Annotated in this window: 14 protein-coding genes, 1 tRNA gene and 1 riboswitch; of the genes, 1 reads left to right on the top strand and 14 read right to left on the bottom strand. The window is 75.0% G+C overall.

Annotated features, from left to right (window positions below; genetic code table 11):
- Positions 1–145: 145 nt before the first annotated feature.
- The 14 genes from ACPU2J_RS28390 to ACPU2J_RS28325 all read right to left on the bottom strand — a co-directional run bounded on the left by ACPU2J_RS28390 (position 146) and on the right by ACPU2J_RS28325 (position 13,790).
- A complete protein-coding gene (locus ACPU2J_RS28390) occupies positions 146–1,414 on the bottom strand; it encodes a glutamate synthase-related protein (RefSeq protein ID WP_423834281.1) in 1,269 nt (422 codons plus the stop codon).
- On the bottom strand, positions 1,411–2,412 hold the full coding sequence (locus tag ACPU2J_RS28385) for an asparagine synthetase A (protein ID WP_391344936.1): 1,002 nt from the start codon (positions 2,410–2,412) through the stop codon (positions 1,411–1,413). The genes ACPU2J_RS28390 and ACPU2J_RS28385 overlap by 4 nt, the downstream gene beginning before the upstream one ends.
- A complete protein-coding gene (locus tag ACPU2J_RS28380) occupies positions 2,409–3,854 on the bottom strand; it encodes a methylaspartate mutase (RefSeq protein WP_423834280.1) in 1,446 nt (481 codons plus the stop codon). The genes ACPU2J_RS28385 and ACPU2J_RS28380 overlap by 4 nt, the downstream gene beginning before the upstream one ends.
- 68 nt (positions 3,855–3,922) lie before the next feature.
- Positions 3,923–4,432 (bottom strand): cobalamin B12-binding domain-containing protein, encoded by a 510-nt coding sequence (locus tag ACPU2J_RS28375; RefSeq protein WP_420079025.1) that lies wholly within the window; start codon positions 4,430–4,432, stop codon positions 3,923–3,925.
- A 315-nt stretch (positions 4,433–4,747) separates the two neighbouring features.
- Entirely contained in the window at positions 4,748–6,004 is a 1,257-nt protein-coding gene (locus ACPU2J_RS28370; RefSeq protein ID WP_389074734.1) for a helix-turn-helix domain-containing protein, read from the bottom strand.
- 310 nt (positions 6,005–6,314) lie between these two features.
- Positions 6,315–6,388, bottom strand: a tRNA-Pro gene (locus tag ACPU2J_RS28365).
- Between the two features lie 105 nt (positions 6,389–6,493).
- Positions 6,494–6,856 (bottom strand): MmcQ/YjbR family DNA-binding protein, encoded by a 363-nt coding sequence (locus tag ACPU2J_RS28360; protein WP_423834279.1) that lies wholly within the window; start codon positions 6,854–6,856, stop codon positions 6,494–6,496.
- A 90-nt stretch (positions 6,857–6,946) separates the two neighbouring features.
- Positions 6,947–7,492: a GAF domain-containing protein gene (locus tag ACPU2J_RS28355; RefSeq protein ID WP_420079026.1), complete on the bottom strand. Its 546-nt coding sequence runs from the start codon at positions 7,490–7,492 to the stop codon at positions 6,947–6,949.
- A gap of 79 nt (positions 7,493–7,571) precedes the next feature.
- Positions 7,572–7,985 (bottom strand): DUF742 domain-containing protein, encoded by a 414-nt coding sequence (locus tag ACPU2J_RS28350; RefSeq protein WP_423834278.1) that lies wholly within the window; start codon positions 7,983–7,985, stop codon positions 7,572–7,574.
- The gene (locus ACPU2J_RS28345; RefSeq protein ID WP_365488166.1) at positions 7,982–8,416 is read right to left on the bottom strand and encodes a roadblock/LC7 domain-containing protein; all 435 of its coding nucleotides are present in this window, start codon (positions 8,414–8,416) and stop codon (positions 7,982–7,984) included. The genes ACPU2J_RS28350 and ACPU2J_RS28345 overlap by 4 nt, the downstream gene beginning before the upstream one ends.
- A gap of 44 nt (positions 8,417–8,460) precedes the next feature.
- On the bottom strand, positions 8,461–10,218 hold the full coding sequence (locus tag ACPU2J_RS28340; RefSeq protein ID WP_423834277.1) for a sensor histidine kinase: 1,758 nt from the start codon (positions 10,216–10,218) through the stop codon (positions 8,461–8,463).
- A 275-nt stretch (positions 10,219–10,493) separates the two neighbouring features.
- Positions 10,494–11,699, bottom strand: a complete 1,206-nt coding sequence (locus ACPU2J_RS28335) for an MBL fold metallo-hydrolase (RefSeq protein WP_399309739.1) — start codon at positions 11,697–11,699, stop codon at positions 10,494–10,496.
- A gap of 188 nt (positions 11,700–11,887) precedes the next feature.
- Positions 11,888–12,673 (bottom strand): SGNH/GDSL hydrolase family protein, encoded by a 786-nt coding sequence (locus ACPU2J_RS28330; protein WP_399816880.1) that lies wholly within the window; start codon positions 12,671–12,673, stop codon positions 11,888–11,890.
- A gap of 163 nt (positions 12,674–12,836) precedes the next feature.
- Positions 12,837–13,790: a M23 family metallopeptidase gene (locus ACPU2J_RS28325; protein WP_423834276.1), complete on the bottom strand. Its 954-nt coding sequence runs from the start codon at positions 13,788–13,790 to the stop codon at positions 12,837–12,839.
- Positions 13,791–13,794: 4 nt separating this feature from the next.
- A riboswitch (cyclic di-AMP (ydaO/yuaA leader) is annotated at positions 13,795–13,975 on the bottom strand.
- Between the two features lie 312 nt (positions 13,976–14,287).
- On the opposite strand from ACPU2J_RS28325, the gene ACPU2J_RS28320 reads away from it, so the two are divergent.
- On the top strand, positions 14,288–15,079 hold the full coding sequence (locus ACPU2J_RS28320) for a tyrosine-protein phosphatase (protein WP_365070666.1): 792 nt from the start codon (positions 14,288–14,290) through the stop codon (positions 15,077–15,079).
- Positions 15,080–15,135 lie beyond the last annotated feature (56 nt).

Below are 15,135 nucleotides of genomic sequence, written 5' to 3'. Positions count from 1 at the left end.
CGGTACGGAAGGAGCGCCGGAGGAGGAGCGGAAAGGGATGCGGGAAGGGACGGGGGAAGAGATGCGGGAAGGCGTGCGAGAAGGGACGGAGGAAGACGTGCGGGCAATGTCGGCACGGAGGACGGGAATTACTCCGCGCCCGTCGTCAGCTGCTCGTTCCGGGGAATTCCGGGGACCATATGTCGTCCGCGTCGAGCGCACCCGGCGCGTATTTCCCGAGCGCGCTGATCAGCAGGCGGAGTTCCAGTGCGAGGCATTTCGTGAAACGGGTCAGCCCGTCCCGGGGGTCCTCGGCCGCGGCGATCAGGGCCGCGCGGCCCAGACCGACCGCGCGGGCGCCGAGGGCCAGGCTCTTGACGGCCCGGGCGCCCTCCCAGATCCGGCCGGACACCAGCAGACAGGGCGGCGGCCCCGCGGCGGCCAGCCGGCGCAGGCACTCGGCCAGGGGCAGGCCGACCTGGGCCGGGAAGGCTCCGGGGGCCCAGCCGGTGCCGCCCTCGGCGCCGTCCACGGTGACGGCGTCCGCTCCCGCCTCGGCCGCCACCCGGGCGGCCTCGGCGACGTCCCGGCCGGGGTGGAGCTTGACCCAGACCCTGGCCCGCGGGAAGTTGTTGCGCATCAGGCGGACCTGCTGGCGCAGGATCTCCGCGGTGAAGGTGCCAGGGGTGCCGGAACGCAGCACCCGGCCGTCGCCGAAGACGTCGTCCAACCCGAACCGGTCGCCGAGCCGGGCGGCCGCCTCGGCGTCGAGCACGGTCATCCCGCCGAGCCCCGGCTTCGCCCCCTGCCCGAGCTTGAGCTCGAAGGCCAGCCGGCCGGACTCCAGCAGCGGCAGCGCCGCCGGGTCGCTGTAGACGAGGTTCCACACCTCGGCGTCGGCGTCCTCGGTGGACTGCTGCACGGCGACCCCGCCGCGCCCGTCCGGCAGTTCCTGCGCATAGGCGCGCAGGCGGCCGAGGAGCGCCCGGTCCGCGGCCTCGCCAAGGCGGCCGTACCCGTTCACCGGGACGACGTTCTCGCCGATCACCAGGGGCAGTCCGAGCGTGCCGGCCTGGCGGGCCAGCGCCAGGCCGAGGTCGCCCCCGGCGGCCCGGGTGGAGCCGAGCGCCGACACGTACGCGGGCAGCGGGGAGATGAACCCGCCGATGGCGGTGGCCAGTTCGACGTCACGGTAGTCCGGTTCGCGGCCGAGCTCGATCAGCCGGGCGAGCCGCTGCGGCATGAGCACCGGGGGGACGATCCGCAGCGTGTCGAGCGGATCGCGGGCCCCGCCGCGGCTGTCGTCACCGGTGTGGTCCGCGCCGAACAGGACCCGGCCGTAGTCGCCGGGCGGCGGGAAGGCGGCGGCGGCCCCGGCGCGGGCGCGCCGGCGGACCTCCTCCTCGGGGAAGCCGGGCGCCGACAGGTCGCTCACGGCGACACCACCCCGGCCACCTTCGGGAAGGCGGTGGCCTGCCGGACGGCGTCCAGGCCGGCGACGTAGCGGGTCAGCCGCTCCACGCCGATGCCGAAGCCGGCGCTGCCGGGCACCCCCTCGCGGACGAGGTCCAGGTACCAGCGGTACTTCTGCGGGTTCTCGCCGGTCTCGCGCATCCGGGTGACGATCTCCGCGTAGTCGTTGGTGCGCTGGCTGCCGCTGCACAGCTCGCCGAACCCCTCGGCCGCGATCAGGTCGAAGTTCATGAGCAGGCCCGGGTGTTCGGGGTTCTCGCGGTCGTAGAAGCCCCGCGAGCCCTTGGGGTAGTCGGTGACGAAGAAGGGACGGTCGCGCCGCCCGGAGAGCAACGCCTCGCCGTCCCAGTCCAGTTCGGCGTCGGGGCTCTGGGGGTGGCCGAGGCCCTGGAGCTCGGTGACGGCTTCGGCGTGCCGCATGCGGCCGAAGGACCCCTTGAGCAGTTCGGTGAACGCGTCCACGTCGCGGCCGAGTTCCGCAAAGTCCTTGGGCAGCTCGCGGACCGCGCCGGCGACCATGTGGACCACCAGCTCCTCGACCAGCCGGACGGCGTCGTCGCGGGAGGCGCCCGCCACCTCCACGTCGAGCTGGTGGAACTCGGCGAGGTGGCGGCTGGTGCCGGCGGTCTCCAGGGGCTCCAGCCGGACGTTGGGGGCGATGCAGAAGATCTTGTCGAAGGCGAGCAGCGAGGCCTGCTTGTAGAGGATGGCGCTCGTCATCAGCTTGTAGCGGTGGCCGTAGAAGTCGACGTCGACCTGCTTGGAGCCGCGCGAGCCGGGGTCGGTCACCGGGCCGATGATCGGCGGGAGCAGCTCGGTGAAGCCCCGCTCGCGCAGGAACTCGCGTGCGGAGGTGAGCAGTTGGTGCTGGATCCGCAGGGCGCTGCGGGTGGTGGGCGCGGTCAGGTGCAGACCGGGGTCCGGGAGGGTCGCGGGGGCCGTGGGGCCGTCGGTGGTCATGGTGTGGTGAGTCCCAACTCTCGTCGTGGCGTGGACGTCGTACGGGGCGGTGGGGGCGCGGCGGACACCGCGGCCCCCGCTGCGGGCCGGGCGGGAGGCAGACGGGTCCGGGGCGGCGCGTCGGCGGCGTGGACGGGCTCCGGCTCGGCGGCGCGGGCGTCGTAGCTCCGCTGGACATGGGAGAGGGCCTCGATCAGCCCGACCGACCCGAGGATCGGGGGGCGCGGGCCGCCGTCCGCGAGACCGGCGATGGGCATCGAGCCGACGCTCGACCAGCGCAGCCGTCCGTCGGGGGCGAGCGAGGTGCGGGCCCGGCCCGCGTTGTCGGGGTGCAGGCAGTAGGGGACGTCCAGGTACCCGGCGGCGAAGGCCCGGACCAGCGCCCGGCCGATGTCGGTGTCCAGCTCCAGCACGGCCGCGACCAGCGCCCGGGCCTCCGCCTCGATCCCGGTGTCGGGGACGGCGAGGGTGTCCGCGGCGCGCCCGCCGGGCAGGGCGGCGAGCGGCGCGCGGCCACGTTCGGCGGCGGCGGCCGCGGCGGCCGTCTCCAGCGCCCGGACGTTCTCGCCGACGGTCGGGATCCGGTGCGCCTCGGCGGTGGTCTTGACGATCAGGCGGGCGGCTCCGGCCCGGACGGCGAGCCGGGCCGCGTCCTGCAGCAGCAGCCGGGCCCCGCCCGGCGAGCGGGGGAAGACGCCCATGTAGGCGTAGAGCACGACGTGGTGGTCGATGTCCCCCAGCAGCTCGGCAGCCAGCCGGCCGAGGACGGTGAGTGCCTCCTCGTCCTGGCGCGGGTCGGCCTGCTGGGCGTAGCTGAGCGAGACGGAGCGCAGCCCGTGCTGGCGGAAGAAGAGCGCCTCCAGGACGCTGACCGCGACGAGCAGGCTGGGCGGGCAGAGCTGCCCCATCAGGCAGCCGCCGAAGGTCTCCAGGTGCGGTGCCGCTCCGAACTCCGCCGATCCGGCGAGCAGTTCGCAGCTGCGGCGCCAGTTCTCCACGGCCTCGCGCAACGGGGTGCGGCTGTACGGCAGGCAGTACGAGACGGGGCCGCCCTCGGTGGCGTCCAGGCCGACCGCCAGCAGCGCCCGCACGATGTGCTCGGGCATCGCCGATCCGTGCCGGACCTGCACGGGGAAGCGCGGGCCGGCGACTCCCCGCAGGACCGCGCGGGTGACGTCGGCGGGGTGGGTGGCGATCGGGTAGCCGTTGAGGCCGACCCCTTCGGCGAGCGCGTCACGGGCGGCCGCGAGGTCGTTGGTGCGGGTGTAGCTGTCGAGGGTGAGGGTGCCGACGGTGACGGCGTCGGCGTCCCGGGTGGCGAGCAGTCCGTCGCGCATCCTCAGCGGATCGGCCATGCCCATCCGGGGCTGGACCACCAGGGTGCCGGCCGCCCGGGCGCGGGCGACGAACGCACCGAAGCCGGAGACGGGCCCAGCAGGCACAGCGGGCACGGCGGGCACGGCGGGCACCCGGACGGTGGGACCGGCGGGGACCCCCTGCGCCGCGGCGGTCACAGCAGCACCCCGGTCCCGGCGGGCAGCGGCCCGGGGCCGTTCGGCAGGGCCCGGGATCCGGCGGGGAGCGATCCGACGAAGGCCTGGAAGTCCAGCACCGATCCGCCCTCTTCGAAGACCCCGTCGAAGCCCGCCGCCAGGAGCCTGTGCTGCCGGGCCGGGGTGCCCGTGCCGGCGATCCCGAGCTTCCCGCCGATCACGGTCGGCGTGCGGGCCAGTTCGGGGCGGGCGCGCAGGGCGGCGATCACCCGCAGGCCGTCGTGGAAGCCGTGCCCGTTGACGCTGCTCAGCACGATCAGGTCCGGTTCGATCCGGCGGCATTCGGCGACCAGCAGCTCGTCCGGCACGCACGCGCCCAGGTTGGTGACCCGGTGGCCGAGCTCTTCCAGCAGCAGCTGGAGGAAGACCAGGTTCCAGGTGTGCGAGTCCGAGGCCATGGTCGTCACGACGACGTCCAGACCGGCCGGCTCGGCCTTTCCGTGCTGCTCCACGGCATGCTGCTCCACGGCGCAAACCCTCTGTGTCGGTGGGTGGTGGGGAGTCCCCGGGAGGGGAGGGACTCCGGGGTCCGGGCCTCCGGGGCCGTCCGGAGGTGTCCGGACGGGTCCGGCCCGCCCGGCCGTGGACAGAACGCTAGGAAGGATCCGGGCGCCGGACCGGCAGCTCGTCCGGCAGGATGCGGGCAGGATCCGCCCGGACCGGAGCCTTCGCGGGCGCTCCCCGGGGCCTGCGGAAGCACGCGCGGGCGCGGCGGCGGGACGGCGCGCCGACGGCGGCGGAGCGGGTGCGCCGGGCAGGTGCGCCGGGTGCTCCGGGCGGGTTCAGCTCGCGGCGGCCAGACGGCCGTGGACGCCGTCCCCGCCCAGGCGCCGGCAGAGGTTCAGCACGGTGAACCGGACCCCGTCGCGGGCCGGGACGCTGCGGATGAGCCCGCTCGCCAGCAGTTCGTGCACCGTCGCCAGGCATTCCTGCGGCGGCCGGCCGCTCAGCTCGACGGCGTCCTCGCCGGACCAGTCCCCCGGTCTGGCCGCGAGCCGCTCCAGGAGGTCCCGCTGGCCCAGCGTCAGCCGGTCCAGGGCGGCGCCGAGGGCCGCGCCCACGTCGGCCCTGCCGCCGTAGCCGGCCGGCGGGGGTGCGAGCTGGAAGGGCCCGTCCGCCAGCCGGGCCAGCAGCTGGCGTGGCGACAGCACGGTGGACCAGCCGGCGGCGAGCTCCAACGCGCTGGGGAGTCCGTCGAGTTGGCGGCAGAGCGCGGCGACGGCGGGCGCCTCCTCGGGGTCCAGCCGGAATCCGGGGCGCAGTCGGCGCAGGTGGGCGAGGAGCAGCCGTACGGCGCCCACCTCGGCCAGTGCCGCAGGATCGTGGTCCAGCTCCGGCCCGGGTACCGGCAGCGGCGCGAGCGGGATCACCTGCCCGCCGGGCAGCGGCCGGGGCACCTGGGCGGTGATCAGCACCCGCAGGCCGGGGCAGTGGTGGAACAGCTCGTCCAGCAGGCCCGTGTCCACTCCGGCGTCGGCCCCGTCCAGGACCAGCAGGGTGGGCCGCTCGCCGATGGTCCGGGCGAGGTCGGCGCGGCGTTCCGGTCCGGCGGGCGGCTGCCGGGCGCAGTCGATCCACCGCACCGACCAGCGGGAGGCGAGGTGGAGGCGTCGCGCGACCTCCAGGACCAGCCGGGTCTTGCCCACCCCGCCCAGTCCGGCCACCGTGATCAGCCGGTCGCCGTGGACGGCGAGGGCGTCGGCCAGCACCTCGGTCTCCAGGTCCCGGCCCACGATCGCGCCCCGGGCGACGGGCGGCGCGGTCGGCTCGTCGCGCGGCTCCTCGACGAGGGCCTGCCGGCGGGCGGCCGCCTCGAAGTTCGAGCGGCTGTGGCCTTCCAGCCGCAGCGCGTCGGCGAGCAGCCGTACCGTCTCCTGCCGGGGGCGCTGTACCCGCCCGCTCTCCATGTCCCGGATCGCCCGGACGCTGAGCGTCGCGTGATCGGCGAGTACCTGCTGCGTGAGACCGACCCGCTCGCGCCGGACCCGGAGCAGCTCTCCGAAACCCGCCGTCGAATGCAGCACCTGAACGCCGTCCATGCCTCGTCCACCTTCCGTGGGTTGGCCAAGTACCGGGGACCGGGGGCCCTGGCGGCCGCACGGCCACGGCACGCCGAGGACGGCGGCGACCGGTGGTGACCGTCGGGCCGTTCTCCCCTTGGCGCCGATGCTCCACGGCCCGGCTCTACGGCCGATCAACGGCCGATCACCACGGGCTCACGCCCCCTCGCCGTCGGTGCTCCCCGGACGGGGTACGGGCTGCCCGGAGGGCTCTGCCGCACGGCGGGGGCGGAAAAACGGATGAGGCCGTATCGGATGCTCCGATACGGCCTCTGACCTGCTTCGCAAGTCGGGACGACAGGATTTGAACCTGCGACCCCTTGACCCCCAGTCAAGTGCGCTACCAAGCTGCGCCACGTCCCGGTGCCCGCTGACCTGGGGTTTCCCCTGGCCGAACGCGCATGAGAACGATACCGCATTCCGGCGGGTGGTCGCGCGCACCTTTCCCGCCGTCGGCCGCCGGGCCGCTCAGCCGGTGCCGGCGGCCAGCTCGGGGTGGGCCGCCACCAGGCGTTTCGGGGCTGCCTGGAGCCAGGAGTCGGTCAGGATCGCCCGCAGCTCGCCGATGTCCCGCAGCGCGGCGAGCCGCACCCGGATCCAGGCGTAGTTGTCGTCGTGGCCGGGCCGCAGGAAGAACTTCCCGGGCTCCGCCGCGATCAGCTCGGCCCGGTCCTCCTTCGGGCATTTCACCCCGATCGAGGCGTCGTCGTCGGCGAGCGCGGCGAAGATCTTCCCGCCGACCCGGAAGGTCGGCATGCCCCAGGCCGGCTTCTCGCTGCTGTCGGGCAGCGACAGGGCGATCCGGCGGACGTCCTGTGCGGTCATCGGCATCGCGGGCTCCCTCGGACGGTGGCGGCGGGTGGTCCTGCGCCGACCGTAGCCCCCCGCGGCGCTTCCCGGCCCCCGGCGCCCCGGCCGTGCTCACCGGGGCCGGTCCTCCCGGGCGCCGAGCAGGTCCGACAGCTCGGCGGCCAGCGCCTTGACCGTGGCGAGTCCCTCCGTGCCCCAGCGGCGGGGCACCACGTCGACCGCGCACAGGGTGCCCAGGACCGTTCCGTGCCGGTCGGTGAGCGGAGCGCCCAGGTAGGAGCGCACCCCGCTGCCGTCCACCACGGCGTTCCCCGCGAACCGCGCGAAGTCGCGCACGTCCTCCAGGGCCAGCGCCCTGCCCCGCACCACCACGTGCGGGCAGTAGCCGTGGTCGCGGGCGAGGACGCGCGCCGGGTAGCCGCTCTGGGTCGCCGTGGCCGCGTGGTGCAGACCGGCGAAGAACTGCCGTTCCTCGCCGACGAAGTTCACCCCGGCGGAGGGGACGTCGAGCGTCTCGGCCACCTGGCGGGCCCAGCCGTCCAGCTCTCCGTCCGTCCGCTCGCCCAGCCCCAGCTCCCGGAGCCGGACGGCGCGTGCCGGCGCCTCGCGGTCCACGGGCGTGAGCAGCAGGTGACCGGTCGATTCGTACGAGGTCATACGGGTTTCCCCCGGTGGTGTCGGGACGGGAAGGGGCGGTACGGGGGCGGCGGTGCCCCCGTACCGGGGAGCTCACGGGTCACAGCCGTCTGCGCAGGCCGTCGAGGACCGCCAGGAGCAGGGAGTGGTCGTCGGCGGCGGACGCGTCCCCGCCCGGGAAGCACGGGGCCCGCGCCGTCACGGCCCCCTGCTCCATCAGATCGGAGAGCAGCACCTTCACCACCGCGACCGGGAGCCGCAGCTGCCCGGCCACCTCGGCGACCGTGGCCGCGGCGGTCCCCGAGCACAGCCTGAGCGCGAGGAGGTGCTCGGCCCCGAGCGGGGCGCTCGGGCGCACCCCGGTCGCGGTCATCACCGAGAGCAGGTCGAGCGCCGCACCGGGACGGGTGCGCCCGCCGCAGGCGGTGTACGGGCGCGTCACCCGCCCGGCCGAGGCGTCGAGCCACGGGGTGTCGCGGCCCTTCGGGCGGCCCTCCCGCTCGCGGATCCTCATCGCTCCGTGTCGGCGACGGGCCGCCGCGGCGGCGCCGCCAGGTACGGCCGCACGCTCTTGACCAGCATCGCCATCTCGTAGCCGAGGACCCCTGCGTCGGCCTCCCGGTCGGCCAGGACGGCGAGGCAGGTGCCGGAGCCGGCGGCGGAGACGAAGACGAGCGCGCTGTCGAGCTCGACGACGACCTGCCGGACCTCGGAGCCCGCCCCGAACCGGGCGCCCGCGCTGCGACCGAGCGAGTACAGGCCGGAGGCGAGGGCCGCCATGTGGTCGGCGCTGTCGGTGTCCATCCCGTGCACGCAGGTCACGAGCCCGTCGGCGGTGAGCAGTACGGCGCTGCGCGTGTACGGCACGCGCTGCACCAGGCCGCCGAGGAGCCAGTCGAGGTCCGAGAGCCGGTTGCCGGTCTCCGTCACCGCTTCGCCGCCCATGGTGGTGCGCTCCTTGCTTCCGAGGGGTGGGGGTGGGGTCGGGGTCATGTCTGGTCCTCCGACTGGGCGAGGCCGTAGCCCCGCCGGAAGGCGGCCATCAGGCCGGGGTCGTGCAGGGGCGGGTCCGGATCCGCGGGCCGCCGCGGGGCGGGCGCCTCGCGCAGCTGCGGCGCGAGGTGCTCCTGCGCCCGGCGCCGCGGCAGCAGGGGCGGCCGCTCCCCGCCGGCCCGCGGCGCGGGCACCGCCGTGGGGGCCGAGTGGGGTGCGGGCACGGGGTGGGGCACCGGATCCGGCCGGGGGCCGAGCGACGCCGCCGGGGGCGGTACGTCCGGGACCTGCGCTGACGGGGCCTGCGCGAACGGGATCTCCACGGGCGGGACCTCCGCGGCCCAGGCCGACAAGGGCGGAGCCTGCACGGGCGGGACCTCCACCGCCCAGGCCGGCGCGGGCGGGGCCTGGACCGGCGGAGGCTGCGCCGCGGGCACGGGCCCGCCGCCCCGGTCCGGGTCCCCCGGTCGCCCCGCCCCGGCGCCGATTCCGGCCGCCGGAAACGGCCGGGCCGCCGGTTCCAGGGGCGGGGCCGTCCAGACCGCGGTGTCCGGAGCCTCCGCGCCCAGCAGGTCCTGCGGGAGGACCAGGACCGCGAGCACGCCCCCGTAGATGTTCGACTTCAGCTCGACCGCGATGCCGTGCCGGCGGGCCAGTACCGCGACGACGAACAGGCCGATCCGGCCGTCCGCCAGCAGGTTGCGGACGCTGAACCGGTCGGGGTCCCCGAGCAGGGCGTTCATCCGGTGCTGCTCGCCCGCCGGCATGCCCAGCCCCCGGTCCTCCACCTCGACGGCGATTCCGGAGGTGACCCGCTCGGCGCGCAGCACCACGTCCGTGTCGGGGGCCGAGAACACCGTGGCGTTCTCCACCAGTTCGGCCAGCAGGTGGACCACGTCGGCGACGACGTGCCCGCGGACGCTGCCGCCCGCCGGGGGCACGACCTTCACCCGCGTGTACTGCTCGACCTCGGCCACGCAGGAGCGCAGCACCTCGCTCAGGTCGACCGGGCGCGTCCACTGCCGGCGGGTGGTGGCGCCGCCGAGCACCGCCAGGTTCTCCGCGTGGCGGCGGATGCGGGTGGCGAGGTGGTCGACGCGGAAGATCTCCTTGAGCAGGTCCGGGTCCTCGACGGTGTCCTCGAGGTGGTCCAGCAGGGCGATCTCGCGGTGGACGAGGGACTGCAGGCGCCGGGCCAGGTTCACGAAGACCTCGACCGTGCGCTCGCTGTCGGTCGGCGCGGCGGGTGCGGCGAGCCGTACGAGGGTGGTGTGGGCCTGTTCGCGGGCGCCCCGCAGCTCCTGCGAGAGCAGCCAGAACTCGTCGACCCCCGCCGGGTCGCCCCCGGGCAGCGGGGTGTTGGGGCCTCCCCTGATCGGGCCGGGCGGGCTCTCACCGCGCTCCAGCCGGTCGGCGGCCGCGCGCAGCTCCTGGCGGCCGCGCACGCTGGAGCGGCGCAGGGCCTCGCACCGGTCCCGTACGGCCTTGGCGGCGCGCTGGGCGCCGAGCAGGGCCGCCGCCAGGGCGCCGGCGACGAGCAGGGCGCAGCCGGCGAGCACCGGCCAGAGCCGGGCGTCGCGCTCGCCGGCACCGCCCCCGAGCTGGAGGGTGAACATGACCGCGGCGGCTCCGCTGAGGCCGGCGGCGAGGGTGGGCAGCAGGGCCGCGCGTACCAGCTGGGGGCGTATCTGCCGGGAGGGACCGGTGGCGGTGTGCCTCGACGGGGCGTGGCGGGCGGCGCGGAGTCCGGACATCGGCGTCCTCGGTACGTGGGGCCCGGACCCCGGCGTTCCCGGGGCCCGGCATTGATCGACCGATACCCACGCCGGACCCGGTTTCAGCGCCCCGGCCTGCCGGTTCGTGAACTTTGCGGGGTGCTTCCCGCTCCCGGTGGAGCGCTCGCACTGGAGCACGAATGCGCCCGCCGCGCCCCCGCCGGCCGGACGGGGCGCGTGCGGCGTCCACCGGCCGGCCGCGGTCACGGACCGGTGGCCGTCACCGACCGGTGGCGATCACGAACAGGAGGCGGTCAGGAACCGACGGCCTCGGTCTCCTCCCGCCCGACCGCGGCGGGCCGGTCCCCCGCGGCCGCCGGCCGGGCCGCCGGAGGCAGCGCCGGGGTCGCGCCCCCCGCCACGAACGGCCGCCACCACGGCTCCCGGGGCGCCCCGGCGGTGCCGGGCTCGAACGGCTGGCCCGGGATCGGCAGCGCGATGCCCGCCCCGGCCCCCTCCGCGGCGGCCAGCGTGCCCTCGCCCGGCTCGTCCCACGGGTGCAGGGCGAGGTTGAACGTGCCCCAGTGGATCGGCAGCATCGTGCCGTGCGGGGTGCCGCCCTGGAGGTCGAGGTGGGCGCGCATGCCCTCCTCGGGGGTCATGTGGATGTCGGGCCAGTACTCCGAGTAGGCGCCGATCTGGATCATCGTGGCGTCGAAGGGCCCGTGCTCGGCGCCGATCTCCTTGAAGCCGGGGAAGTAGCCGGTGTCCCCGCTGTGGTAGATCCGGTGCTCCTCCCCGGCGACGACCCAGGAGGCCCAGAGCGTGTGCTGCTGGTTGCGCAGGCCGCGGCCGCAGAAGTGGCGTGCGGGGGTAGCCGTGAGCTTGAGCCCGGCGACCTCGGTGCTCTCGTTCCAGTCGAGCTCGCGCAGCCGGCCGGCCGGCACGCCCCAGCGTTCCAGGTGCGCGCCGACGCCCAGCGGGACCGCGAAGACCGTGTCGGTGCCGGCCAGCTCCTTGATCGTCGGCAGGTCGAGGTGGTCGTAGTGGTCGTGCGAGATGACCACGACGTCGACCGTGCCCAGGGAGGCCAGCGGCACCGGGACGGGATGCAGCCGCTTGGGTCCGGCGAAGGGGAAGGGGGAGCAGCGCTCGCCCCACACCGGGTCGAAGAGCACCCGGCGCCCGTCGATCTCCGCGAGGACGCTGGAGTGGCCCATCCAGGTGAGCCGCAGGCCGCTCGCCGGGGCCTTGGCCAGGTCGGCGAGGGTCGTCGGGTGGACGGGGATGGGGGCGGCCGGGCTGCGCCGGGCCCGCTGCTCCCGGTGGAAGTAGATCTTGGCGAACTCCGTCATGGACCCCGAGGGCCTGTTCCGGGCTCCGAGCGGGTTCTGGAAGACGCCGTCGGCGAAGTTCGGCGAGCGGCGGATGCGCTCCAGCCGGGCACCGGACGGGTCCGCGCCGAAGGCTTCGGGCCGCAGGGCACGCAGCCGCGGACGCAGGGGACGGGTGCCGGTCAAAGCGCCTCCAGGGAGGATGGGGTCGGTGCGGTCGTATCGCTACGACCATGCCAACGCCCACCGGCCCCGAAGGATTCCGCCCGCCGCCCCCGCACCGCGGCGTCCCGGAGTCCCCCGCCGCCCCGCGGCCCGCGGGAGCCGGCGTCCGTCGCACCGCGGCCCGTACCGTCACCCTGCGTGCCCGGAGCTCACAGGGGCAGCAGGTCCGGCCGCTTCGCCTCGACGTGGTCGCCGGAGGACTCGCCGCGCAGCCGCCGGCCGATCCACGGCACGAGGTACTCGCGGGCCCACTGGATGTTGTCGCGGGTCACGTCCACCGAGCCGCGCGGGCGCAGCTGCGGCCACGGCTGGTCGGGGTCGGCCGGCACCTCCAGGCCGAGCACCTGCGCGGCGCGCAGGGCGACGCGCGTGTGGCCCTCGGGAGAGAGGTGCAGCCGGTCGGCGTCCCAGGCACGCCGGTCCTGGACGGACTTCAGCGACCACAGGTCGAGCACCGGGCAGTCGTAGCGGTCGGCGATGGCCCGCACGTGCGCGCTGTACGTGGCGACCTTGCCCCGCAGGTGCTTGAGGACGGGCACGCCGCGGGTGTCGAAGCCGGTGGTGATCATCACGTGGCCCACGGCCCCCGTGAGGTCGGCCACGGCCGCCTCGAAGCGTTCCGCCACGTCGTCCGGGTCGCTGCCGGGCCGGATGATGTCGTTGCCGCCCGCGCAGAAGGTCACGAGGTCCGGCGCGAGGGCCTTGGCCCTCGGAAGCTGGTCGGCCACGATCTGGTCGAGGAGCTTTCCGCGCACCGCCAGATTCGCATACCGGAAGTCGTGCTCTTCGCGCTGGTCGGCCAGGAGCACGGCGAGCCGGTCCGCCCAGCCGAGGAAGGAATCCCCGGGTCCCGGGTCCCCCACGCCTTCGGTGAAGCTGTCCCCGATCGCCGCGTACGAGCCGATGGTCTTGAGTTTCGTCGTCGTCGCTGCCACGAGAGCCCATCCTTCACTCCCGTAACCAACCTACGCCAACGTAATGAGGGGTTGACGGGCCGTGATCTATACCACGCGAGAGGTAAGGAATAAGTACACGTGGGGCCGGGACCCCCCTCGGGCCCCGGCCCCACGCGCGTCGGTGCTCCGCCGGCGACGACCGTCAGAGGCTGGCGCCCTTCGAGCGGAGGTAGGCGATCGGGTCGATGTCCGAGCCGTAGGACGGGCCGGTACGGATCTCGAAGTGCAGGTGCGGGCCGGTCGAGTTGCCGGTGGAGCCGGAGAGGCCGATGGACTGGCCGGCGGTGACGCTCTGGCCGGAGGAGACCGAGAGCTGGGACAGGTGGGCGTACTGGGAGTACTTGCCGTCCGCGTGCCGGATGACGACCTCGTTGCCGTACGAGCCGCTCCAGCCGGCGGAGACCACGGTGCCGGCGCCGACGGCCTTGACGGTGGTGCCCATCGGAGCGATGAAGTCGACGCCGGTGTGGTAGCCGGAGGACCACATGGCGCCCGCGGTCCTGTACGCCGTGGAGACGCCGCCGCCGACCGGGGCGACGAAGCCGGCCGCCGACGGCTTGGCGGCGGGGGCCTCGGCCGCGGGAGCCTCTTCGGCCTGCTCGGGCGCGGCCGGAGCGGCGGCCTTCGGGGCCTTCTTCGGGGCCGCCTGGGGGGCGCTCTTGTAGGTGGTCCGCTTCGCCGGGGCGGGAGCCTCGTCCGCGGGGGCGGTCTCGCCGGGGCCGCCGAGGTGGAGCCGCAGGCCGGGGTGGATCAGCGAGGGGTCGGAGCCGACGGCCTCGCGGTTGTCGGCGTACAGCTGCTCCCAGCCGCCGGAGAGGTTGCGCTCGGCGGCGATCTCCGAGAGGCAGTCGCCGGGGACGACCGTGTAGACGGAGGGCGCGGCCTGGACGCCGGCGGGGGCGGACTGCGGCGCTGCGGGGGCCTGCGGCGCGGCCGCCGGGGCGACGGCGGGGGCCGCGGCCGGGGCGCCGGCGGCGTGGGCTCCGGCGGTGAAGGTCAGCGGCAGCGCGAGGGCCGCTCCGCCGGTACCGGCGAAGGCGAATCCGCGGGAAATCGAAAGGGACTTGGGTCGGCGGTGCTTGCCCTTTGCAGGCATGGCGGATTCCTCTCCGGCGCCTGCGAGGTGAGCTGTCGGGTTCGGACTGGAGATGTCCGGCCGTACATGCACGAGGACATGCACGGCTTCACCCCGAGCCGGCACCGGAGAAATGGATCTCCGGGGACGGCGGCCTACCTGGTTCCCCCGCTCCTGCCGCGCGAATGGTTCGGTTGCGGTTTCCGGACGGTGGCAGGATTCGGCGATCCGCCCGGATCGATCGCGAAGGTAATCCCTTTCCGCCGCGGGGAACAAGCCACGAATTCCCTGACGGAATCACAGGAATGCGCGGTCCTCGGAATTCCGGTCACCCTGCGTCCATTCCGGACCGTCAACAGCCGCCCCCGGCTGGCCATTCGGCCTTGGCGATCAGGCACGCACCGTCACCGTATGATCTGGCTCACGGGGGTGCGGCCGATCTCACCTCCGGACATGGCAAGTTGACACCAAAGAGCGCAATTCGGACAGACACCCCACGACGAGGCGGAGGAGTTCCCGTGACCCAGCAGATACAGGAGCCGGAACTGACCGGAGTGCGCAATTTCCGCGATGTGGGCGGATTGCCGACTTCCGACGGCCGAAGGGTCATGCCGGGACGACTCTTCCGAAGCGGACATCTCGCACATGCCACCGAAACCGATGCGGAGTTCCTCGCCTCGCTCGGCCTCCACACCGTCTTCGACTTCCGCAACGGGGCCGACCACGCGCTGGAGGGGCCCGACGTCGAACTTCCCGGCGTGCGCAACGTCAACATCCCGCTCTCCGACCCCGCCGACGGCCGGGAGTTCTGGCGGCTCGTGCGCGAGGGCGACCTCGCCCAGCTGCGCGAGCTGCTCGGCGACGGCAAGGCCGCGGCCCGGATGGCGCACTCCTACCGGGGGATCGTCCGCGACCGCACCGCCGAGCACGGCCGGGTGCTGCGCGCCCTCGCGGAGGACAGCGTCCCCGCGCTCCTGCACTGCGCGGCCGGCAAGGACCGGGCCGGTCTGTCCGTCGCCGTCACCCTCCTCGCCCTGGGCGTCGGGCGCGAGGCGATCCTCGCCGACTACCTGGAGTCCAACGCGCCGCACCGCCGCTACCGCGTGCACCGCAGCTCCGCGTCGGCCGAGGCCCGCTCCCCCGAGGTGATGGAGCTGCTGGCGCCGCTCTTCGACGCCCGTGCCGAGTACCTGCTCGCCGCCTTCGACACGATCGACACGACCTGGGGCGGGGTGGACCGCTATCTGGCGGAGGGCCTCGGGCTCGACGCCGGGACCCTCGGCCGCCTGCGGGACCGCCTGCTCGGCTGACCGCTCCCCCGTGCCGGAACGAGCGCCGGGGGAAGCGGTGGGGGCGGGGCCCGGAG

Source organism: Streptomyces manipurensis (assembly GCF_049570255.1).
GTDB classification, from domain to species: domain Bacteria; phylum Actinomycetota; class Actinomycetes; order Streptomycetales; family Streptomycetaceae; genus Streptomyces; species Streptomyces manipurensis.
The sequence above is the reverse complement of the archived record's forward strand: the minus strand, read 5'-3'. Positions and strand labels throughout refer to the sequence as shown.